Annotated in this window: 22 protein-coding genes; 9 read left to right on the forward strand and 13 right to left on the reverse strand. The window is 71.8% G+C overall.

Features of this window, described 5'->3' with window-relative positions:
* The first annotated feature begins 167 nt into the window (after positions 1-167).
* The gene (locus AB0927_RS20555; RefSeq protein WP_366669143.1) at positions 168-1634 is read left to right on the forward strand and encodes a PAS domain-containing sensor histidine kinase; all 1467 of its coding nucleotides are present in this window, start codon (positions 168-170) and stop codon (positions 1632-1634) included.
* Between the two features lie 231 nt (positions 1635-1865).
* Here the strand turns inward: AB0927_RS20555 and AB0927_RS20560 are convergent, their stop codons facing one another.
* A complete protein-coding gene (locus AB0927_RS20560; RefSeq protein WP_003992873.1) occupies positions 1866-2123 on the reverse strand; it encodes a WhiB family transcriptional regulator in 258 nt (85 codons plus the stop codon).
* A 320-nt stretch (positions 2124-2443) separates the two neighbouring features.
* The gene (locus tag AB0927_RS20565) at positions 2444-3412 is read right to left on the reverse strand and encodes a diacylglycerol kinase family protein (protein WP_366669082.1); all 969 of its coding nucleotides are present in this window, start codon (positions 3410-3412) and stop codon (positions 2444-2446) included.
* Between the two features lie 176 nt (positions 3413-3588).
* Between AB0927_RS20565 and AB0927_RS20570 the strand changes: the two genes are divergently transcribed.
* Positions 3589-4032 (forward strand): hypothetical protein, encoded by a 444-nt coding sequence (locus AB0927_RS20570; RefSeq protein ID WP_366669083.1) that lies wholly within the window; start codon positions 3589-3591, stop codon positions 4030-4032.
* A gap of 29 nt (positions 4033-4061) precedes the next feature.
* Here the strand turns inward: AB0927_RS20570 and AB0927_RS20575 are convergent, their stop codons facing one another.
* From AB0927_RS20575 to AB0927_RS20585, 3 genes are all read right to left on the reverse strand, one after another.
* Positions 4062-5174, reverse strand: coding sequence for an RNA polymerase sigma factor SigF (locus AB0927_RS20575; RefSeq protein WP_366669084.1), 1113 nt, complete (start codon positions 5172-5174; stop codon positions 4062-4064).
* A gap of 20 nt (positions 5175-5194) precedes the next feature.
* Positions 5195-5611, reverse strand: coding sequence for an anti-sigma regulatory factor (locus AB0927_RS20580; RefSeq protein WP_009190566.1), 417 nt, complete (start codon positions 5609-5611; stop codon positions 5195-5197).
* Between the two features lie 364 nt (positions 5612-5975).
* Positions 5976-6236 (reverse strand): UBP-type zinc finger domain-containing protein, encoded by a 261-nt coding sequence (locus AB0927_RS20585; protein WP_366669085.1) that lies wholly within the window; start codon positions 6234-6236, stop codon positions 5976-5978.
* Positions 6237-6297: 61 nt separating this feature from the next.
* Here AB0927_RS20585 and AB0927_RS20590 point away from each other — a divergent pair, with 61 nt between their 5' ends.
* Positions 6298-7893 (forward strand): Na+/H+ antiporter, encoded by a 1596-nt coding sequence (locus tag AB0927_RS20590; RefSeq protein ID WP_366669086.1) that lies wholly within the window; start codon positions 6298-6300, stop codon positions 7891-7893.
* Positions 7894-7980: 87 nt separating this feature from the next.
* On the opposite strand, the gene AB0927_RS20595 is transcribed toward AB0927_RS20590, so the two are convergent.
* On the reverse strand, positions 7981-8880 hold the full coding sequence (locus AB0927_RS20595; RefSeq protein ID WP_366669087.1) for a pyridoxal-phosphate dependent enzyme: 900 nt from the start codon (positions 8878-8880) through the stop codon (positions 7981-7983).
* A gap of 193 nt (positions 8881-9073) precedes the next feature.
* Here AB0927_RS20595 and AB0927_RS20600 point away from each other — a divergent pair, with 193 nt between their 5' ends.
* From AB0927_RS20600 to AB0927_RS20610, 3 genes are all read left to right on the forward strand, one after another.
* A complete protein-coding gene (locus AB0927_RS20600; protein WP_366669088.1) occupies positions 9074-10480 on the forward strand; it encodes a family 2B encapsulin nanocompartment shell protein in 1407 nt (468 codons plus the stop codon).
* A gap of 112 nt (positions 10481-10592) precedes the next feature.
* Positions 10593-11729 carry a family 2 encapsulin nanocompartment cargo protein polyprenyl transferase gene (locus AB0927_RS20605; RefSeq protein WP_366669089.1) on the forward strand — a complete coding sequence of 379 codons (1137 nt, stop codon included), beginning with the start codon at positions 10593-10595 and terminating at the stop codon, positions 11727-11729.
* 158 nt (positions 11730-11887) lie between these two features.
* On the forward strand, positions 11888-12220 hold the full coding sequence (locus AB0927_RS20610) for a DUF952 domain-containing protein (RefSeq protein ID WP_366669090.1): 333 nt from the start codon (positions 11888-11890) through the stop codon (positions 12218-12220).
* A 23-nt stretch (positions 12221-12243) separates the two neighbouring features.
* Here AB0927_RS20610 and AB0927_RS20615 read toward each other — a convergent pair whose 3' ends face one another.
* The 4 genes from AB0927_RS20615 to AB0927_RS20630 all read right to left on the reverse strand — a co-directional run bounded on the left by AB0927_RS20615 (position 12244) and on the right by AB0927_RS20630 (position 14295).
* Positions 12244-12660, reverse strand: a complete 417-nt coding sequence (locus AB0927_RS20615) for a VOC family protein (RefSeq protein ID WP_366669091.1) — start codon at positions 12658-12660, stop codon at positions 12244-12246.
* Positions 12661-12723: 63 nt separating this feature from the next.
* The gene (locus tag AB0927_RS20620) at positions 12724-13122 is read right to left on the reverse strand and encodes a helix-turn-helix transcriptional regulator (protein WP_366669092.1); all 399 of its coding nucleotides are present in this window, start codon (positions 13120-13122) and stop codon (positions 12724-12726) included.
* 87 nt (positions 13123-13209) lie between these two features.
* A complete protein-coding gene (locus tag AB0927_RS20625; protein ID WP_366669093.1) occupies positions 13210-13809 on the reverse strand; it encodes a cysteine hydrolase in 600 nt (199 codons plus the stop codon).
* Between the two features lie 39 nt (positions 13810-13848).
* On the reverse strand, positions 13849-14295 hold the full coding sequence (locus AB0927_RS20630; protein ID WP_366669144.1) for a MarR family transcriptional regulator: 447 nt from the start codon (positions 14293-14295) through the stop codon (positions 13849-13851).
* Between the two features lie 250 nt (positions 14296-14545).
* Here AB0927_RS20630 and AB0927_RS20635 point away from each other — a divergent pair, with 250 nt between their 5' ends.
* Positions 14546-15274, forward strand: a complete 729-nt coding sequence (locus AB0927_RS20635) for an NAD(P)H-binding protein (RefSeq protein ID WP_366669094.1) — start codon at positions 14546-14548, stop codon at positions 15272-15274.
* On the opposite strand, the gene AB0927_RS20640 is transcribed toward AB0927_RS20635, so the two are convergent.
* Entirely contained in the window at positions 15253-16551 is a 1299-nt protein-coding gene (locus AB0927_RS20640) for a hypothetical protein (protein ID WP_366669095.1), read from the reverse strand. The two genes, AB0927_RS20635 and AB0927_RS20640, sit on opposite strands and share 22 nt — an antisense overlap.
* 116 nt (positions 16552-16667) lie before the next feature.
* Here AB0927_RS20640 and AB0927_RS20645 point away from each other — a divergent pair, with 116 nt between their 5' ends.
* A complete protein-coding gene (locus AB0927_RS20645; RefSeq protein ID WP_366669096.1) occupies positions 16668-18095 on the forward strand; it encodes a hypothetical protein in 1428 nt (475 codons plus the stop codon).
* A 124-nt stretch (positions 18096-18219) separates the two neighbouring features.
* Here AB0927_RS20645 and sodN read toward each other — a convergent pair whose 3' ends face one another.
* Positions 18220-18615 carry a superoxide dismutase, Ni gene (sodN, locus tag AB0927_RS20650; protein ID WP_046418451.1) on the reverse strand — a complete coding sequence of 132 codons (396 nt, stop codon included), beginning with the start codon at positions 18613-18615 and terminating at the stop codon, positions 18220-18222.
* A 145-nt stretch (positions 18616-18760) separates the two neighbouring features.
* Here sodN and sodX point away from each other — a divergent pair, with 145 nt between their 5' ends.
* Positions 18761-19195 (forward strand): nickel-type superoxide dismutase maturation protease, encoded by a 435-nt coding sequence (gene sodX / locus AB0927_RS20655; RefSeq protein ID WP_366669145.1) that lies wholly within the window; start codon positions 18761-18763, stop codon positions 19193-19195.
* Here the strand turns inward: sodX and AB0927_RS20660 are convergent.
* Positions 19099-19728 carry a CGNR zinc finger domain-containing protein gene (locus tag AB0927_RS20660; protein ID WP_366669097.1) on the reverse strand — a complete coding sequence of 210 codons (630 nt, stop codon included), beginning with the start codon at positions 19726-19728 and terminating at the stop codon, positions 19099-19101. The genes sodX and AB0927_RS20660 overlap by 97 nt on opposite strands.
* Between the last annotated feature and the right edge of the window lie 2 nt (positions 19729-19730).

Genomic DNA, 19730 nt, shown 5'->3' on the forward strand with positions numbered 1-19730 from the left:
TGCCCCGGCTCCTCGGCCTTCGGCCGACCGGGACCGCACACCCCACGGCCGATGATGCTCCGGGCTGCGGTGCCGGGAGGGTTGAGGGTCCCTTCCAGGCGCCGCGGCCCGCGGGTGTTTTTTCGGCCATCCCGAGTGCCGCGGGTACGCTCGCAAACGTGCCCTCCATGAACGAGCTGGTCCGCCAGCACACCGCCCTCGACGACTCCGATCTCGAGTGGCTCCACCTGCTGGTCTCGGAGTGGCAGCTGCTCTCCGACCTCTCCTTCGCCGACCTGGTCCTGTGGGTCCCCACCCGGGACGGCACCCGGTACGTCTCGGTGGCCCAGATGCGCCCCAACACCGGCCCCACCTCCTACCAGGACGACATGGTCGGCCATCTCGTGCCGCGCGGCCGGCGGCCCATGCTGGACGTGGCGCTGGACGAGGGCCGGATCGTGCGCGAGGGCGACCCGGAGTGGCGTGAGGAGGTCCCCGTACGGGTCGAGTCCATCCCCGTACGGCGCGACGGCCGGATCCTCGGGGTGATCGCCCGCAACACCAACCTGCTCACCGTCCGCACCCCGAGCCGCCTGGAGCTGACCTACCTCCAGAGCGCCTCCGACCTCGCCCAGATGATCGCGGCCGGGTCCTTCCCCTTCCCCGGCCAGCTGGTCGACATGGACGCCTCGCCGCGTGTCGGCGACGGACTGATCAGGCTGGACGCCGACGGCATCGTCCAGTACGCCTCCCCGAACGCGCTGTCCGCCTACCACCGCCTCGGCCTGGCGGCCGACCTGGTCGGGCACCACCTCGGGCAGACCACCGCGGAACTCGCCCCCACCCACGGCCCGGTGGACGAGGCGCTGGCCAAGGTGGCCAGCGGCTGGGCGCCGCGCGAGTTCGAGATCGAGTCCGGCGACGGGGTGATCCAGTTCCGGTCCATCCCGCTCAAGCCCAAGGGCACCCGGATCGGGGCGCTGGTGCTGTGCCGGGACGTCACCGAACTGCGCCGCCGCGAGCGTGAGTTGATCACCAAGGACGCCACCATCCGGGAGATCCACCACCGGGTGAAGAACAACCTCCAGACGGTGGCCGCCCTGTTGCGGCTCCAGGCCCGGCGCATCGGCTCCGAGCGCGGGCGCGCGGCCCTGGAGGAGGCGGTGCGCCGGGTCGGCTCCATCGCCATCGTGCACGAGACGCTGTCCCAGAACCTGGACGAGCGGGTGGAGTTCGACGACATCGCCGACCGGGTGCTGGCGATGGTCGCCGAGATCTCGCCGGGCAAGGTGACCGGCCGGCGCAGCGGGCGGTTCGGGATACTCGACGCCGAGGTGGCCACGCCGCTGTCCATGGTCCTCACCGAGGTGCTCCAGAACGCCCTGGAGCACGGCTTCCGCGAGGGTGAGACCGGCACGGTGGAGGTCTCGGCGGTGCGCGGCGGTACGACGAAGGAGGCCCGTCTCCTCGTCACCGTCCAGGACGACGGGGTCGGCCTCCCCGAGGGATTCGACCCGCACCGTTCGGGCAACCTGGGGCTCCAGATCGTGCGGACCCTGGTGGAGGGCGAGTTGGGCGGCACGTTCGACATGGTCCCGGCGCCGGAGCGGGGCACCAGGGTGATCCTGGACCTCCCGGTGCGGGCGCAGAAGTAGCCGACGGGTTCAGGAGGCGGCCGGCGGCCCCGGGGAGGGGCCGTTGGTATGGACCACTGGCGCCGGGGCAGCAAAAAGCCCCGGACCGTCTTCGGTCCGAGGCTCGTGCTCGTTGCTGCGCTGCTGTTCGCGGGCGGCATCGGGGGTTACTGCGCGCTGCTGCTCGGGGGCGGGAGATGCGTACACGATGCACGCGCCGCCAAGCTCAGGCTGTCACCTGGGGTGGGTGCGTCAGGCGGAGGCCTGACGGGCCCGGTTGCGGGCGGCACGGCGCTTCATCGCGCGACGCTCGTCCTCGCTGAGGCCACCCCAGACGCCGGAGTCCTGGCCGGACTCAAGCGCCCACTGCAGACACTGCTCGATCACCGGGCAGCGACGGCAGACGGCCTTGGCTTCCTCGATCTGCAGCAGCGCGGGACCGGTGTTGCCGATGGGGAAGAAGAGCTCGGGGTCTTCCTCGCGGCAAACGGCGTTGTGACGCCAGTCCATGGCTGCTACCTCTCCTTGGTATTACATGCAAGTTGCTTGTGAATGTGAACGCTTTCACGAATCCCTCGACAAGTGAAGGGCCGATCGTCGGGTCTTCCCCGGCGTGGTCCTTGGTATGAAGAGGGGTTCCGGTGATCAGTGGAGGCCGGTGTTGGGGGCCGTCCCGATCGCCACGTAGAGACTCGCAAACCTCAGCGGCGGATACAACCCCTTCCGGAAAGTTTTTTTTGATTCCTCGGTGTCGACTGGGTCACAGCCGTACTTCCATGGGGTGGATCCTGGCCTAAACGTTCGAGTGAAAGGACTTTCGCCTCTTCCACTCACACAATCACACGCAGTGCGCGGCGTACGCCTGTGAACGTCACGCTTCTACGCAGCCCCAGGTGGTCACCGTCCATCTGCAGAGGCAGAGGAGCCTTCGAATGCAAGGTGAAGCGGTCCAGGTCATGGAGCGGAAACGCATGCCTGCCATGGGGTCCGCGCTCGGGGGACGAAGTGAGCAACTGGGTGCCATACCGGGCAACCGCGGCCGTCGACAGGCGGCTGAGACCGAGCACGTCGATGCCCGTGTCGAACGAGGCCTTAGGTGATGTGTACATGGGGCGATTGCCGAGATACGTCCAAGGGGACGTGTTCGAGACTATGGCGACGACAAGATCCTCGATCGGGTCCTCGCCGGGCCGCTCCAAAGTGATCAGGCCGTGCCGGCGATTGGCGTCGCCGAGGAACTGCCGGAGCACCTGCCGTACGTAGAGCGCGTGCGTCGATTTCTTTCCGCGCTCGCGCTGCTGCTCGACCCGGCCGACGACGCCCGCGTCGAAACCGAGCCCCGCGTTGAAGGTGAACCAGCGCGCCGGGACGCCCTCGTCCTCGGTGCCGGGGGTGCCGGAGGTGAGGCCGAGGCCCACCACGCGCTCCCGGCCCTCGCGCAGGGCGTCCAGCAGGGCGCCGGTGGCCTCGACGGGGTCGTTGGGCAGGCCCAGGGCGCGGGCGAAGACGTTGGTGGAGCCGCCGGGCACGACGGCGAGGCCGGGCAGCCGGCCCAGGTCGGGGCCGGCGTGCAGCAGTCCGTTGACCACCTCGTTGACGGTGCCGTCGCCGCCGAGCGCCACGACCATGTCGATGTCGTCGCTCTCCGCCGCCTGCCGGCCCAGGTCCCGCGCGTGCCCGCGGTACTCGGTGGTGACCGCCTCCAGCTTCATCTCGCTGGCCAGCGCGTGGATCAGCACATCGCGCCTGCGTGCGCTGGTGGTGGTTGCCGCCGGATTGACCACGAGAAGAGCACGCATGCAAGGAAGCGTACCTACTGGGTGGTACTCGGCCCAGACCGAGGTAGGGATCCGGTAAGACAGGTAAGACAAGTCGGACCGGTGAGACCCGTAGGAGATGAGCGCGTGAGCCCGGACACGGGCGGGCGGGCGACCCGACCCCCGGCCCCTGGGCCGCCGGCGGCTACCCTGCTGGGGTGAGCAGTGAGCAGACCCCCGCGCAGGACCTGGCCGGAGCCGAGGGCACCCGGCCCCGGCGGCTGACGTACGCCGCCGTGCTGGCCGGTCTGGAGGGCGTCGCGTTGTTCGCCGGCGGCCTCTGGGTCCTTGTGCTCGGCATCACCGGCGCGCCCGACGACCGGCAGCAGGCCGTGACCCTGGGCATCACCCTCGCCGTACTCGCCCTGCTCCCGCTCCTCGCCGCCCGCGGCCTGCTGCTGCGCCGCGGCTGGAGCCGGGGCCCCGCCGTGATCACGCAGCTCATGGCCCTCCCGGTGGCGTACAACCTGCTCAAGTCAGGCGGCGCCGCAGTCCCGGTCGGCATCGTCATGGCGGTCGTGGCCGTCGCGGCCCTCGTCCTCCTCGTCAACCGCGAGACGACCGAGGCCCTCGGCATCAAGGGCCCGGGCCGCGCCGGGTAAGGGGCCGGCGGCCGGACGGGGCGGCCGCTCTACTCCTCCACGAGGAGCTTCTCCCGCAACTGCGCCAGCGTCCGCGCCAGCAGCCGGGAGACGTGCATCTGGGAGATCCCGACCTCCTGCGCGATCTGCGACTGCGTCATGTTCCCGAAGAACCGCAGCAGCAGGATCCGCTTCTCCCGCGGCGGCAGATCCTCCAGCAGCGGCTTGAGCGACTCCCGGTACTCCACCCCCTCCAGCGCCTCGTCCTCCGCGCCGAGCGTGTCGGCGACCGCGGGGGACTCGTCGTCGGTGTCGGGGACGTCCAGGGACAGCGTGGAGTACGCGTTCGCCGACTCCAGGCCCTCCAGGACCTCCTCCTCGGAGATGGCGAGCTTCTCGGCCAGCTCGTGCACCGTCGGCGAGCGGCCGTGCAGCTGGGACAGCTCCGCGGTCGCCGTGGTCAGCGCGAGCCGCAGCTCCTGGAGCCGGCGCGGCACGCGGACCGCCCAGCCCTTGTCCCGGAAGTGCCGCTTGATCTCGCCGACCACGGTCGGCGTGGCGTACGTGGAGAACTCCACGCCCCGCTCCGGGTCGAACCGGTCCACGGACTTGATCAGGCCGATGGTGGCGACCTGGGTGAGGTCGTCCAGCGGCTCGCCGCGGTTGCGGAACCGGCGCGCCAGGTGCTCCACGAGCGGCAGGTGCATGCGGACCAGCTGGTTGCGCAGTTCCGCGTACTCCGCGCTGCCCGCGTCGAGCGCGCGCAGTTCGACGAACTTCGCCCGGGCCCCGCTGCGGTCCTGCGGGTCGTGCGGTGCGGCCTGCACGGCCTCGGCGCCCGGCGTGCCGTCGTCCGCGTATCGCTCGTGCTCGCTCATCGTCCCGCCCGTAGCCCTTCCCCGAGCCCGCGCGCCCGCGCGGCCGGCGGGAGCGGCCCCACCGCGTGTCTTCGGCGCGGCGTCGGGGCCTGCGCCCGCGCCACCGGGCCGTGCGGAGTCGTCCTCCGGGTGCGGCCTGGCCTGCTCGGGGATGCCGTCGATGCCGTCCGCCATGCGCCGGGAACCGTCGCGGGGGCTCTCCCCGCGGGTCTCGGCCGCATTCGACCCGGGGGCACCCCCGTCCCCGGTCGGCAGCTCTCGCGTGCCGCGCTCTTCGTCCCGCACCGGACCGTCCCCGTTCTCCCTCACGCCGGCCCGGGACCCGCGCCGCGCTGTTTGTAGAGGCTGATGGACACCGTCTTGTCCTCGTCGACGGCGGACGAGACCTTCCCCGCGAGGGCCGACAGCACGGTCCAGGCGAAGGTGTCCCGCGAGGGGGCATGGCCGTCCGTGGTCGGGGCCGACACGGTGACTTCCAGCGAGTCGTCGACGAGCCGGAAGACACAGCTGAGCACCGAGCCCGGCACGGCCTGCTGGAGCAGGATCGCGCAGGCCTCGTCCACGGCGATGCGCAGATCCTCGATCTCGTCCAGGGTGAAGTCCAAGCGGGCCGCCAGACCGGCCGTGGCCGTCCGCAGCACCGACAGGTAGGCACCCGCGGCCGGCAGCCGGACCTCCACGAAATCCTGGTTCGCCGCGGGTTCGCCTGCGATCTGGGACACCCTCACCTCCATGGTGGTACAAGCTTTACGGGGCCGAGGGTCGCCCCCCGGGGCTAACGCGTGGGTGGTTCAAGCGGTGACGCTATCGCGCGCCGAATGTTCCTGTCCCCGGGACCCCAACCCCCTGGCGTCACTCACAGTAAAGCTGTGGATACGCTCCGTGTCTAGGGGGTGGGCGGCCCCAAATCGGAAGAGCGCGCGCCGGGTTGACGTACCCAGACGTCAGACGCCCGAACCGTCGTGCGTCCGCCGCCGCATGCAGTGTCACACGACACAGCACCCGAACGGGAACACGATCAACGATCGGATGCTTCTCGAAGGGGGAACGGGGGTCCGGAGGGGGTCAGGCCGGGGGAAACCGCGCTCAGACGAGCACGTGGTCCACGAAGCACCACCGCCAGTCCTCGCCCGGCTCGAACGTCCGCATCACCGGGTGCCCGGACTGCTCGTGGTGCCCGGTCGCGTGCCGGCCCTGCGAGGAGTCGCAGCAGCCGACGTGGCCACAGGTCAGGCAGAGCCGCAGCTGCACCGGGTGTGTCCCGCTCGCCAGGCACTCCGGACAGGTCACGGACTGCGGCTCGGGTTCCGGATGCGGCAGCGCGTCGGCGTGCGTGCACTGTTTCATGATTGCCAGATTACGACGGGTGTGCGGGTGACCGCGCGGAAAAAGAGGGTGGGCGAGAGGCATGGACGTGATGCCCCTGCTGTTGCTGGTCGCGGGCAGTGCCGCGGTCGCCGGGATCGCCCGGCGCACCCCGGTGCCGGCGCCGCTGCTGCTGGTCGCGGTGGGCCTGGCGGTGTCGTACGTCCCCGGCATTCCCGACTACACGCTCGAACCCGACGTCGTCCTGCCCCTGGTGCTGCCGCCGCTGCTCTACAAGGAGGGCACCGAAAGCTCCTACCTGGACCTGCGGGCCCAGATGCGTCCCGTGGGGCTGCTGTCCGTCGGGTACGTGCTCTTCGCGACCTTCGTCGTCGGCTGGGCCGCCTATCTCGTCGTACCGGGGCTGCCGCTGCCCGCCGCCCTGGTGCTCGGCGCGGTCGTGGCACCGACGGACGCGGTCGCGGCCGCCGCGATCGCCCGCCGGGTCGGGCTGCCGTCCCGGATCACGACGATCCTCCAGGGCGAGTCCCTGCTGAACGACGCCACCGCGATCACCGCCTACAAGGTGGCCCTGGCCGCCGCCGTCGGCGCGGGCTCCACCTGGGCGGGCGGCATCGAGGAGTTCCTGCAGGCGGCGGTGGGCGGCGTGGTCGTCGGCCTGGTGCTGATGGTGCCGATCCACTGGCTGCGCACCCGGCTGACCGAGGCGCTGCTGCAGAACACCCTCTCGCTGCTGATCCCGTTCGTCGCCTACGGGGTCGCCGAACAGCTGCACGCCTCCGGTGTGCTCGCGGTCGTGGTGGTCGCCGTCTACCTCGGACACCGTGCCTGGGAGGTCGACTTCGCCACCCGGCTCCAGGAGGAGGCGGTGTGGAAGATGGTCGCCTTCGTGCTGGAGTCGGCGGTGTTCGCGCTGATCGGCCTCCAGCTGCCGCCCATCCTCAAGGGCCTCGGCGCCTATCACGGGGCCGACGCGGCCTGGTACGCCGTCGTCGTCTTCCTCGTCGTCGTGGCGGCCCGGTTCGTCTGGACGTTCCCGGCGACCTTCCTGCCGCACAGGCTGTCCCGGCGCGTCCGGGAGCGCGAGGAGAACCCCACCTGGCGGGCGCCGGTCGTGGTCTCCTGGGCCGCGATGCGGGGTGTGGTGTCCCTGGCCATCGCCTTCTCCATCCCGCAGACGGTGCGGGGCGGCGCCCCCTTCCCGCAGCGCGACCTGATCCTCTTTTTGACCTTCACCACGGTCATCGGCACCCTGGTCGTGCAGGGCCTCACCCTCGCCCCGCTGATCCGCCTGATGAAGTTCCCCGGCCGCGACCGCCAGGCCGAGACCCTGGCCGAGGCCAACGCACAGGCGCAGGCCTCCCTGGCCGCCGAGCGCCGCCTGGAGGAACTCCTCTCCGACGAGCGCAACGCGCTGCCGCCGCCGCTCGCCGACCGCCTGCGCGGCGTCCTGGAGCACCGCCGCAACGCCGTCTGGGAGCGCCTCGGCCAGGTGAACCCCGTCACCGGCGAGTCCGTGGACGACACCTACCGGCGGCTGTCCCGCGCGATGATCAGCGCCGAACGCGACGTCTTCGTACGGCTGCGCGACCGCCGCTACATCGACGACGAGATGCTGCGCGCCCTGCTCCGGCACCTGGACCTGGAGGAGGCGGCGGCGCACCGGGAGGCGGCGTAGCTCCCTTGGCGCGGCGGCCGGGGCGCAGGGCCCGGGGCTCTGGGTTCAGGGCGCGGGGCGCGGGGCGTGGGGCTCAGGGCGCGGGCCTCAGGGCTCGGGGAACGGGCGGCCGGTGACGACGGCCGCGAGCGTGGTGCCGCGCGGGTAGGCGCCCTCCGCGGCGAGGGTGACAAGTCCGTAGAGCAACTTGGCGACATAGAGACGTTCCACGGGCAGCCCGTGACGCTGCTCGAAGTCCCCGGCGAACGCGTCGAGTTCGGGGGCCGTGCGCGCGTATCCGCCGAAGTGGAAGCGGTCGTCCAGGGACCAGTCGCCGGTACGCCCGCCGAAGGCACGTTCCTGCAACGCCTGGACGTCGGCCGCCAGGAAACCGCCCTTGAGGACCGGTATGCCGAGCGCCCGCTGACCCGGCGCCAGCCCGGCGGCGAGCCCCGCGAGCGTGCCCCCGGTGCCGCACGCGACCGCGACGACGTCGGCCTGCCCGCGCAGTTCCGCCCCGAGGGCCGTGCAGCCGCGCACCGCCGCGGCGTTGCTGCCGCCCTCGGGCACGACGTACGCCCCCTCGGCGCCGGCCGCGCGCAGGATCGCCGCCAGCGTCTCCGGCTCGGCCTTGCGCCGGTAGGCCGATCTGTCGACGAAGTGCAGCCGCATCCCGTCGGCCGCGCACCGGGCCAGGGAGGGATTGAGCGGCCGGTCGGCCAGCTCCTGCCCGCGCACCACACCGGTGGTGGCCGTCCCGAGCAGCCGTCCGGCCGCCGCGGTGGCCCGCAGGTGGTTGGAGTAGGCCCCGCCGAAGGTGACCAGCGGCCGCCCGCCCGCCGCGTCGATGTTCGGCACGAGCTTGCGCCACTTGTTGCCGATCAGCTCGGGGTGGATCAGGTCGTCCCGCTTGAGCACCAGCCGGATCCCGTGCCGGTCGAACCGTTCGTCCCGGAGCTCCAGGAGGGGGGAGGGGAGCCGGGGGACGAGGGGATCGCTGCTGGTCACGGTGCCATTGTCGCCGACGCCCCGCGACCGCGCCCGGCCGCGGCCCACTTTGTGGAAATCCTCCTTTCTGCCCACTAGTCCGATGATCCATTCCCCCTCTTTCGGGTAATGGCGGGCCAACCGTGCGTGATGGGACGCTCGATGCGAGACCGGCCCGTCGCGACCGGTGTGTTACATGGGAGGGCGTTTCCAGATGTCGGTAGGCGAAGAGCTGGGCACCGATCAGGGCAAGCCGCAGCAGTCCCTCGGGACCGCGGCGGCGCGGAACCTGGCCACCACCACCAAGTCCGTGCCGCAGATGCAGGAGATCAGCTCCCGCTGGCTGCTGCGCACGCTCCCCTGGGTGGACGTCCAGGGCGGCACGTACCGGGTGAACCGCCGGCTGACGTACGCCGTCGGTGACGGCCGCATCACCTTCGTCAAGACCGGGGGGCAGGTGGAGGTCATCCCGGCCGAACTGGGCGAACTCCCGGCCCTGCGGTCGTACGAGGACGAGGACGTGCTGGCCGAGCTGGCCAGGCGCTGCCGCCAGCGCGACTTCGCGCCGGGCGAGGTGATCGCCGACTTCGGCAACCGGAACGACGGGGTGTACCTGCTCGCCCACGGCCGCGTGGAGAAGATCGGCACCGGTCCCTACGGCGACGACTCGGTGCTCGGCGTCCTCGCCGACGGCGCCTACTTCGGCGACCAGGCGCTGGTGGACCCGGACGCCATCTGGGAGTTCACGGTCCGCGCGGACACCGCCAGCACCGTGCTGATCCTCAGCCGTCAGGACTTCGAGCAGATCGCCGAGCGCTCCGAGTCGCTGCGCGCCCACCTGTCCCAGCTCCGCTCGATCCCGGAGCAGCGCACCAACACCTACGGCGAGAAGGAGGTCGACCTGGCGGCCGGCCACTCCGGAGAGCCCGACATCCCGCACACCTTCGTCGACTACGAGCCCCGGCCCCGCGAGTACGAGCTGAGCATCGCCCAGACCGTGCTGCGCGTCCACTCCCGCGTGGCCGACCTCTACAACCAGCCGATGAACCAGACCGAGCAGCAGTTGCGGCTCACCGTCGAGGCGCTGAAGGAGCGCCAGGAGCACGAGCTGATCAACAACCCGGAGTTCGGGCTCCTCAGCAACTGCGAGTACGACCAGCGGATCCAGCCGCACGACGGCGTGCCGAGCCCGGACGACATGGACGAGCTGCTCAGCCGCCGCCGCGGGACCAAGCTGTTCCTCGCCCACCCGCGCGCGATCGCCGCGTTCGGACGCGAGCTGAACAAGCGGGGGCTGGTGCCCGAGACCATCGACATGGGCGGCAACCGCATCCCGACCTGGCGCGGGGTGCCCCTCTTCCCGTGCGGCAAGATCCCGATCAGCGAGGCGCGGACCACCTCGATCATCGCGATGCGTACCGGGGTGGAGGAGCAGGGCGTCATCGGCCTGCGGCAGTCCGGTATCCCGGACGAGATCGAGCCGAGCCTGTCCGTCCGCTTCATGGGCATCAACGAACAGGCGATCATCAAGTACCTGGTCACGGCCTACTACTCGGCCGCCGTCCTGGTGCCCGACGCGCTCGGCGTGCTGGAGAACGTCGAGATCGGCCGGTGGAGGTGACGTTTCCGCACGTCGCGGCCGTGTCCCCGACCGCCGGGAGGGGTAAACCCTCGGAGTACGCGTCCGGCCGGGCAGGCGTCGCCGATGCCCGCGGACCTGGCGAGGGGGAGACATGGCCGAGTCCATGACGGAGACCGAACAACGTCCCTGCGGTGTGCCGCACCCCGGCACGGGGGAGGGACGGCCGGGGAGCGGTGGCACCGGCCCCGGCCCGCTCGACGGGCAGGAGGCGCCGGCGCTGCTGGAGCGGAGCCGGGCCCTGGTCGACCCGGCGATGCGGGCCGTCGTCGAGTCGCTGCCCGGCTCCATGCGCCGGGTCGCGCGCTACCACTTCGGCTGGGAGCGCGCGGACGGCAGCCCGGCCGCGGGCAACGCGGGCAAGGCGATCCGCCCGGCCCTGGTGCTCGCCGCGGCCGCCGCGCTCGGTGGCCCGGCGGCCCGGACGGCCGCTGTGCGGGCCGCGGCGGCGGTGGAACTGGTCCACAACTTCACACTGCTGCACGACGACGTGATGGACCGGGACCCCACCCGCAGACACCGGCCCACGGCCTGGACCGTGTTCGGGGAGACCGACGCGATCCTCGCCGGGGACGCGCTCCAGGCGCTCGCGCTGCGGCTGCTGGCCGAGGATCCGCACCCCGCCGCCGCGCCGGCCGCCGCCCGCCTCGCGGACTGTGTGGTGGAGCTGTGCGCCGGCCAGCACACCGACACCGACCTGGAGCACCGCGCCCCGGACGAGGTCACGCTGGCCGAGGTGCTGGCCATGGCCGAGGCGAAGACGGGGGCGCTGCTGGGCTGCGCCTGTGCCCTCGGCGCGCTGTACGCGGGCGCGGGGCCCGAGGAGGTGGCCGCGCTGGACGGCTTCGGGCGTCAGGCGGGGCTCGCCTTCCAGCTGATCGACGACGTCATCGGCATATGGGGTGACCCATTGCGCACCGGCAAGCCGGCCGGGGCCGATCTCGCGGCCCGCAAGAAGTCCCTGCCGGTGGTGGCGGCCCTGGTCTCCGGCACCCCGGCGGCGGCCGAACTCGCCGCGCTGTACGGGAAGCCGTACATCGAGGGGGACAGCGAGGGCATCGCGCGGACCGCGCTGGCCGTGGAGCAGGCCGGCGGCCGGGACTGGGCGCAGGCGGAGGCGGCCGACCGGATGGCCCGGGCGATGCAGGAGCTGGCCCGGGCGATCCCCGATCCGGAGAGGGCGGGCGGCCTGCTGGCCCTCGCCGAGTTCGTGACCCGGCGCAGCAGCTGAGCGCCGTGACCCACGCCGCCGGTCCGTCCGGCGGCCCGAAGGACCCGGAGTCCCCGGGCCTGTGCGGCTCCTGACCCCGCACGGTGTCCTGGGGGCTCCGGTCGGGCGGGCCCCGCGCATCCCCACAGTGCGCGGGGCCCGCCGTCTACCGTGGGGCCATGCCGAAACCGTCCCGCATCCTCCACATCACCGAGCGCTCCCTGTGGGAAGCGGCCCGCGAGCGCGGCGCCTACGAGGTGTCGACCCGGGGCCGCACCCTCCAGCAGGTGGGCTTCATCCACTTCTCCACGCGCGAGCAACTCCCGCGCGTCGCCGCCTTCCTGTACGGCGCGTACGACGGCCCGGACGACCTGGTGGTCCTGGTGGTGGACCCGGCCCTCCTGGACGCACCGTTGCGGTACGAGGCGGTGGAGCCGGACGGCGAGGAATTCCCGCACCTCTACGGACCGTTGGCGGTGACCGCCGTGGTGGACGTGGAGCCCTGGCGGTGAAGTGCCGCGTGTCGTAGGGGAGTTCAGTCCGCCGGGCGCTGGAAGCAGCGCAGCAGGTTGCCCGCCGGATCGCGGAAGGCGCAGTCGCGGACGCCCCACGGCTGGTCGGTGGGCTCCTGGAGCACCTCGGCGCCGGACTCGCGCAGCCGTTCCCACAGCGCGTCGCAGTCGCCGGTGGCCAGGATGACGCCGCGCAGCAGGCCCTTGGCGAGCAGTTCGGCGAGCGCCTGCCGGTCGGCCGGGGAGGCGTCGGGGTTGGCGTCCGGCGGCTCCAGCACGATCTCCACGTCCGGCTGGTGCGGCGAGGCGACGGTCACCCATCGCATCCCCTCGAAACCCACGTCGTTGCGGACCTCCAGGCCGAGGATGTCGCGGTAGAAGGCGAGGGCCTTGTCGTGGTCGTCCACGGCGATGAAGCACTGCGCGAGTCGTACGTTCATGCGTCTCACGCTAAGCCGGTCGGGCCGTCGGTGTGCGCGGCTCGGTGGATCGGCGCGGGAAGATCAGTAGGGACGGCGGCGGGGCCGGGTGAACGTGCGGGCCACACAGGAGGGGATGACCGCGGCCGGGTCGTGCGGGGCCGCCCGGTAGGCGCTCGGCGTCTGGCCGACCAGCTCGGTGAACCTGGAGCTGAAGGACCCCAGCGACGTGCACCCCACGGCCAGGCACACCTCGGTCACCGTGAGATCACCCCGGCGCAGCAGTGCCTTGGCCCGCTCGATCCGGCGGGTCATGAGATAGCTGTAGGGCGTCTCCCCGAACGCCTTGCGGAAGCTGCGCTGGAAATGTCCGGGAGACATCAGGGCACCGCGCGCCAGGTCGCTCATGTCGAGCGGCTCGGCGTACTCCCGGTCCATCCGGTCCCGCACGCGCCGCAACCGCCGCAGATCCTCCAGAGTCACGCCCACAGCCTGGCACAGCCCACTGACACCGGGGTCCGGGATCGTCCGGCCCGCCACCGACCGAGGATTACCGGCTGCCGTCCGCGATCAGGCGGTGCGCAGCAGTTCGCGCAGCTCCGCGGTGTCGATGATGTGCGCCCGCATCGGGAACACCTTCTCCAGCAGCACGCGGTGGACCTCGTGGTCCCGGTCGGCGACGCCGTCGGACAGCACGATGACGCGGTAGTCCCGGTCGGCGGCGTCGGTCAGGGTGGACAGGACGACACCGCTGGTGCTGATGCCGGAGAGGATCAGCGTGTCGACGCCGCGCTCGCGCAGCTGCTCGTACAGGTCGGTGGTGGAGGCCGCGCCGATGCGGACCTTGCGCACGACGACGTCGCCTTCCTCGGGGGCGATCCGCGCGTCGACCTGGGTGTCGGGGTCCTCGTGGTGGTTGCGCTTGGCCGCGGCGAGCGGGCTGAAGGACTTGTTCGTCTCCGGGACGGCGGCCCAGTCGTCCTCGGTGAAGGCGACGCGGACGTAGCCGATGGTGCCGCCGGCGGCGCGGACGTCGGCGATGGCGCCCTTGATCCGCTCGACCAGGGCGTCGGGGTCCGCGACGAGGGGCAGGATCCCGCCCTGGAGATCCATCGCCAGCAGGGCGGTGCGCTTGGGGTCGATGGCGGACAGGGCGGTGGGGCTGGTCATACGGTGGTTCTCCTTGCGGTTCTTGCAGAACTTGCGGATCTAGCGTTGCTCGTGGAGCTCATGGGGTGTCCAGCGGCGGACCGCGGCGATGTCCGGTTCGACAGTGGCCAGCCGTTCCAGCAACTCCACCGCTTTCTCCAGGGTGCCGAGCTCGTCCGGGGTCACGGCCGTCTCCATGGCACGGGCCAGGAAGGACGCGCGCCCCGCGAGCAGCCGCTCGATCAGCGCGCCGGCCGAGGGGTCGGCGCTGATCAGCTTGCGGCGGCCGTCCCGCGGATCCGGCGCGCTGTGCACCAGTCCGGCGGCCTTCAGCACGGCGAGGCTCTGGGCGATGGCCTGGGGGGTCACGTGCTCCAGCGCGGCGAGCCGCGCCGCCGTGACCGGGCCCTCGCGCACCACCTCCGCCAGGACGGCGAGCTGGGTGGCGGTCAGCCCGGTCGCGTGCTGCCCCGACTCCGCGCGCAGCCGCGCCCGCAGACGCTTCATCGCCTGGTTGAGCCGCTGCGCGGTCTCGGCGGGCGAGGAGGGCGGAGAGGAGGGGGGAGCGGAGCCGGTGGTCACCTTCGCACCGTAAAACTCATCAAGGAACTTTGCCAAGTTGCTTGATGAATTCTTGGTGCGAGGAGACGCTCCGGCCGTGTGGGTGACGGCCCCGTAAGGGCTCTTTCTTGCCCTGCCCACGTACCCGACCGCATGCCATATTCCGCACATGAACCCCTACGGGAAAGGGCGTGCCATGAAGGTCGCAGTCATCGGCGGTACCGGCCTGATCGGGTCGCAGGTCGTCGAGAACCTGAACGCCGCCGGGCACGAGGCGGTGCCGCACTCGAAGTCCACCGGCGTCGACATCCTCGGCGGCCAGGGGCTGGACGAGGCGGTGGCGGGAGCCGACGTCGTCGTCAACCTGACGAACTCGCCGACCTTCGACGAGGCATCCCTCGCCTTCTTCCGGACCTCAATGGACAACCTCATGGCCGCGGCGGAGAAGGGCGGCGTCGGCCACGTCGTCATCCTCTCGATCGTGGGCGTGGACCAGGTGCCGGAGCTGGACTACTACCGCGCCAAGGCGCTCCAGGAGGAGATCCTCGCGGCCGGGTCGATCCCCTACTCCATCGTCCGGGCGACGCAGTTCATGGACTTCATGGACGCCGTCATGTCCTGGACCGCCGACGCCGACTCCGTCCGGCTGCCCGCCACGCCCCTCCAGCCCATCGCCTCCAAGGACGTGGCCGCCGCGGTGGCGGACGTCGCCGCGGGCACCCCGCTCAACGGCATCCGCAACATCGCGGGGCCCGACGTCTTCCCCCTGGACGAGTTGGGCCGGCTCACCCTGTCCCACAAGGGCGACAGCCGTACGGTCGTCACCGACCCCACGGCCGGCATGTTCGCCGTCGTCAAGGGCGACGTCCTCACGGACCCGCACGCCCGACTCGCTCCCACGCACTACAGCGACTGGCTCGCCTGACTCGTTCCGGAGGCCAGGAGGGGAGACATCTCCCGCTCGACCAGAGTCTTGAGCAGGTTGAGCGCCGCGCCGCGGGTGGGCGCGAGGGGACTCGGGACCCTGTGGGGGCGTATGGCACCGCTCTCGGCGATGCCGCGGAGAACGGCGGCCACCTCGACGTCGTCGGATCGGGCCAGGGCGGCTGCGAGACGCAGGGCATCCGTCCGGGGTCCCGTGGTCCAGCGTTCCGCCAAATGACGGATGCACGCGCGTGAGGCGCTGTGGCGAGTCGCTGCCGCGAGGGCGGCGAGGGTGAACTGTACGGCTTCGTCCTCGCCGTCCCAGCGGCTCAGAAGGTGCGGTGCCGCGGCTTCGACCGCGTGGCGGGCGGCGAGTTCGTCCGCCGTCTCCTCCAGCGGAAGGCCCAGTGCGACTCTGCGGTCGGCCCCGGAAGCGGTCAGGCGCCGGCCGATGGTGGCCGCTTCGAACAAGAACGTGGTGAACAGGGCCCGATGCGCGGGACGGACGTCTTCGTGGCAGGCGAGACCGGCCAGCAAGGGAATCTCGTCGGCGGTGTGCGGGTAACAGGTGCCCTGGTGCATGACCGAGTCGGCCAGCTCGAAGATCACTTCGTGATCGTCGGAGAAGTCGTCCGCCTCGCTGGTGAGCCACCAGGCCGTTCCGTCGGGCAGACTGCCCTGCCGAGCCTCCTGGTCGCGGGCGACCTGTCGCGCACAGTCGAGCACGGGCGGGAACGGACGTCCGGCGACGGCGCACCGGAGCGGCGTGGCCGGGGCGGGTTCCTCCGGCGGCGGAGGGAAGCGTGAGATCACGTCGCGCCGAATGCGATGGGCGTGCTCCTGGTCGAGTTCATGGACCAGCCCCCGGTGGTCGAATCCGGGCAGCATGGTCTCCCGGCCGGCCAGGGAGCCGCCCAGCCAGAAACCGCCGTGGGCTCTTCCGATGGCCTCGACCGCAGCCTTCTCGCAGTCGTGCTGGTGAAACTCCGACGCCGGGTCGGGGGTTTCCTCGTCCACGACGCTGTCCACGCTCCACCAGCCCTCAAGCTCGGGCCGGGAGAACTCGGGCTTGCCGAACAGCCGGTTCCCCGGGTCCAGATGCGGAAGGTACACCGGGCGCACGGTCACCCACCGGTGTCCGCGTCGAGCCAGCGCCGAGGCCACTGACCGGGCGTCCGCTTCGCTCGGAGCGGCGACGGAGTAGTGGACCACCATTCGGGCGGCCGACCAGGAGGCCGGCTCGTCGACGCCATGACGCGGCGCACGTTCGTTCGACATGCGGCGCAGCATAGGCAGCGGGTCGGACAACGGACCGCCACCGGCCGAAGCGATCGGTACGGGCCGCGGCAGGCATCGGCGCCGCTGATGTCGGAGCCGGCTGGAACACTGCGGCCGTGAGGAACGAGACGACCCCCGACCTTGCCGATGCTTCCGTCGGCTCCCTGCCGCCCACGGCGCGGGCGGAGCTCGCCGGCAATGCCTGGGAGGAGTTGCCGCACTTCTGTACGGGGCGGCACGGTGTGCCCGACACGCCGGAGATCCTTGGCGGGGTGCTCGCCGCCGAACCGGCCCGGCGGGCGCGGGCGGTGGAGGACCTGTACCGGCTGCTCCTCCATCAGGAGCGCCTGTTCCCGGCGACCGCCCCAGCGGCCTTGGTCGTCGCCCGGCTTCTCGACGATCCGCGCACCCTCACCGAAGACCGGTGGGCGTGCCGGGCAGGCCGGCGGCCGCTGCGCGCCGAACTGCTGAACTGGCTGGCCTCGTTCGCCGACACCGCCCGCCTGGACGTCGAGGACGGTGTGGGCGCGGCGCGGGAGCTGGGCGCCGCCCGTGCGGCACGGCCGATGCTTTACGAGCGTGTCGGGGACTTCTGCGAGGACGACGACCCGCGAGTGAGGGAGGCCGCGCTCGCGGCCACCGCCCTGCTGCTGGCCGACCCGGCCCTCGACCCGTGCGTACCCCGGTACGCGCCCGCCGTTCGCGCGGTCCTCGCCGTGAGCGCGGACTCGTACCACCGCTGGATCGCCCGGGAACGGCTGGCGGCCTGGGGCGAGGACATCACCGGTCTCGTCGCCGCGGAGGAGGAGCACCGCGCGGCCCTGGACCGGGTACACGCTCTGGCGGACGACCCGTTCGGGGAGGGTCAGGAGCAGGCGATCCGCCGGCTGGAGGAGCAACCCGAGGACACCGCGGCCCCGGAACGACTCGGCCGTCGGCTCGGGGACCGCACCGCGCCGGCGCCAGCGGCCCCGCGCGAGCCGGCGCCCGAACCGCCCGTGGCCGTCCCGGGGAGCGAGGCGGGGTACCGCGGCCCGTGGCGGATCGCCCGCGAGGAGGAGCGCGCCGAGTGGACGTTCACGCCGTACGTGGGAGTCGGTCCCCTGCACTTCGGGATGGCCTTGGAGGAGATCGCCGGTGCCCTCGGCGAACGACCGGCCGTCACGGCCTCCTCCTATCAGGGCGAAGACCAGCGGCTCGACTACGCCGACTTCACGAAGAACGGCATCAGGGCCCTCTTCCAGGACGGCCGCCTGGGGTGCGTCGCCGTGAACGCCCTCACCGGACCCCAGGTGAGGCTGGACGCGGTCCCGCTGACCGGCTGCGCGCCTTCCCTCGTGGAGGGCTGGCTCGTCCACCGCGCGGCACCGCGGCCCGGCAGCGTGATGTACAGCCCCGCCGCCGATCCGGTCTTCCCCGACCTCGGCCTGGCCATCCGCTCTCAGCGGGCCGGCGACGTCGTCCTGACCCGGCCGCTCTTCCTGCTCCACGACTGGCTCGACCTGTGGCACTCACTGCCCAGCGAGGAGTGGCACTGCTCCTGAAGCGTGGTGGAACAAGACCGCACCCGGACCGCGAGGGACGCCGTGCTCGGCGGCCTGCGGACCGGGTGCGGACAGGTAGACACTGCAATGAAAGGAATCGCAGGTCAGAAGGCGTGAAAGGAGATCACGCCTTCTTGGTCTCCCAGAAGATCTTGTCGATCTGGGCGATGTAGTCCAGCGCCTTCTGGCCCGTCGCCGGGTCGGTGGACGCCTTGGCGGCCGAGAGGGCCTTCAGGGTGTCGTTGACCAGCTGGTGCAGCTCGGGGTACTTCTCGAAGTGCGGGGCCTTGAAGTAGTCGCTCCAGAGGACGGAGACGTGGTGCTTCGCGAGCTCCGCGCGCTGCTCCTTGATGATGGTGGCGCGGGCCTGGAAGTGGGGGTCGTCGTTGCCGGCCATCTTCTCCTGGACGGCCTTCACCGACTCCGCCTCAATGCGGGCCTGGGCCGGGTCGTACACGCCGCAGGGCAGGTCGCAGTGGGCGCTGACCTTGACCTTGGGGGCAAACAGGCGGGAAAGCATGGAGCATTCCTTCCTCGTGATCGTCTTCTCAGGTGCGACATTACTCCCTGGGGGGCCTGTTTTCCTGGGTGCCCCCTGGGGCTTAGGACAAAAGTCCGGGGTCAGACTGGGACTGGTGGAGGAACGGACCGGGGAGGTGCCGGGAATGCCGGAGCTGTCGCAGGAGAGCGAGCGGGGGAGGCCGCCCGCGCCGTTCGGGCTGGCGGAGGTGACGGGACCGTCCATGGTGCCCACGCTCCAGCACGGCGATCAGCTGCTGGTGCGCTACGGGGGCGCGGTCAGGCCCGGTGACATCGTCGTACTGCGGCACCCGTTCCAGCAGGACCTGCTGGTCGTCAAGCGGGCCGTGGAGCGGCGCGAGGGCGGCTGGTGGGTGCTCGGGGACAACCCGTACGCCGGCGGGGACAGCACCGATTACGGGGTCGTGCCGCAGGAGCTGATCCTCGGGCGGGCGTGGCTGCGGCTGCGGCCGTTCAGAGCCGCTCAGCGCTCGCCGCTGGCCGTGCTGCGCTGGGCCGTGTCGGCCGCGCGGCCGCTGTTCGGCGACCGGTCGGCCTCCAGGCGCTTGCGGGCCCGGTAGGCGGCCACGTTGGCGCGGGTGGCGCAGCGGTCGGAACAGTAGCGCCGGGAGCGGTTGGTCGAGGTGTCCAGGTAGGCGTTGCGGCAGGGGGCCGCCTGGCACAGGCCGAGGCGGTCCACGCCGTACTCGGTGAGGTGGAAGGCGAGGCCCATCGCCGCGATCGCCGCGTAGCCCGCGGTGGCGTTGGAGGGGTGGTCGGCCAGGTGCATGTGCCACAGCGGGCGGTCGTCCTCGTCCCGGTGGTCGTGCCCGGAGATCTGGGGGCTCACCGGGAACTCCAGCAGGAGCGAGTTCAGCAGGTCCACGGCGAGCGTCTCGTCGCCCTCGTCGGCCGCCTCGAACACCGACCGCAGCCGGCCCCGGACCGAACGGAAGCGGGTGACGTCGGCGTCGGTGGCGCGGCGGGCCGCGGACGCGTTGACGCCGAACAGGTCACGGATGGCCTCGACCGAGGTCAGGCAGTCCTTGCCCCGGGCCGGTTCCTCGGTGTTGACGAGTCGTACGGCGTAATCCGAGTAATAGGCCAGTTCCACTT

The organism is Streptomyces sp. NPDC048106, assembly GCF_040706415.1.
In the GTDB taxonomy this organism is placed as follows: domain Bacteria; phylum Actinomycetota; class Actinomycetes; order Streptomycetales; family Streptomycetaceae; genus Streptomyces.

Bases quoted from the DNA above. Each gene is read 5' to 3' on its own strand.
- AB0927_RS20605 (WP_366669089.1), top strand. From the start codon at position 10,593: ATGGCCGAGTCCATGACGGAGACCGAACAACGTCCCTGCGGTGTGCCG.
- AB0927_RS20625 (WP_366669093.1), bottom strand. From the start codon at position 13,809: ATGACCAGCCCCACCGCCCTGTCCGCCATCGACCCCAAGCGCACCGCC.
- AB0927_RS20585 (WP_366669085.1), bottom strand. From the start codon at position 6,236: ATGAAACAGTGCACGCACGCCGACGCGCTGCCGCATCCGGAACCCGAG.
- sodN (WP_046418451.1), bottom strand. From the start codon at position 18,615: ATGCTTTCCCGCCTGTTTGCCCCCAAGGTCAAGGTCAGCGCCCACTGC.
- AB0927_RS20630 (WP_366669144.1), bottom strand. From the start codon at position 14,295: ATGAAGCGTCTGCGGGCGCGGCTGCGCGCGGAGTCGGGGCAGCACGCG.
- AB0927_RS20635 (WP_366669094.1), top strand. From the start codon at position 14,546: ATGAAGGTCGCAGTCATCGGCGGTACCGGCCTGATCGGGTCGCAGGTC.
- sodX (WP_366669145.1), top strand. From the start codon at position 18,761: ATGCCGGAGCTGTCGCAGGAGAGCGAGCGGGGGAGGCCGCCCGCGCCG.
- AB0927_RS20565 (WP_366669082.1), bottom strand. From the start codon at position 3,412: ATGCGTGCTCTTCTCGTGGTCAATCCGGCGGCAACCACCACCAGCGCA.
- AB0927_RS20555 (WP_366669143.1), top strand. From the start codon at position 168: ATGAACGAGCTGGTCCGCCAGCACACCGCCCTCGACGACTCCGATCTC.
- AB0927_RS20610 (WP_366669090.1), top strand. From the start codon at position 11,888: ATGCCGAAACCGTCCCGCATCCTCCACATCACCGAGCGCTCCCTGTGG.
- AB0927_RS20640 (WP_366669095.1), bottom strand. From the start codon at position 16,551: ATGTCGAACGAACGTGCGCCGCGTCATGGCGTCGACGAGCCGGCCTCC.
- AB0927_RS20590 (WP_366669086.1), top strand. From the start codon at position 6,298: ATGGACGTGATGCCCCTGCTGTTGCTGGTCGCGGGCAGTGCCGCGGTC.
- AB0927_RS20560 (WP_003992873.1), bottom strand. From the start codon at position 2,123: ATGGACTGGCGTCACAACGCCGTTTGCCGCGAGGAAGACCCCGAGCTC.
- AB0927_RS20600 (WP_366669088.1), top strand. From the start codon at position 9,074: ATGTCGGTAGGCGAAGAGCTGGGCACCGATCAGGGCAAGCCGCAGCAG.
- AB0927_RS20615 (WP_366669091.1), bottom strand. From the start codon at position 12,660: ATGAACGTACGACTCGCGCAGTGCTTCATCGCCGTGGACGACCACGAC.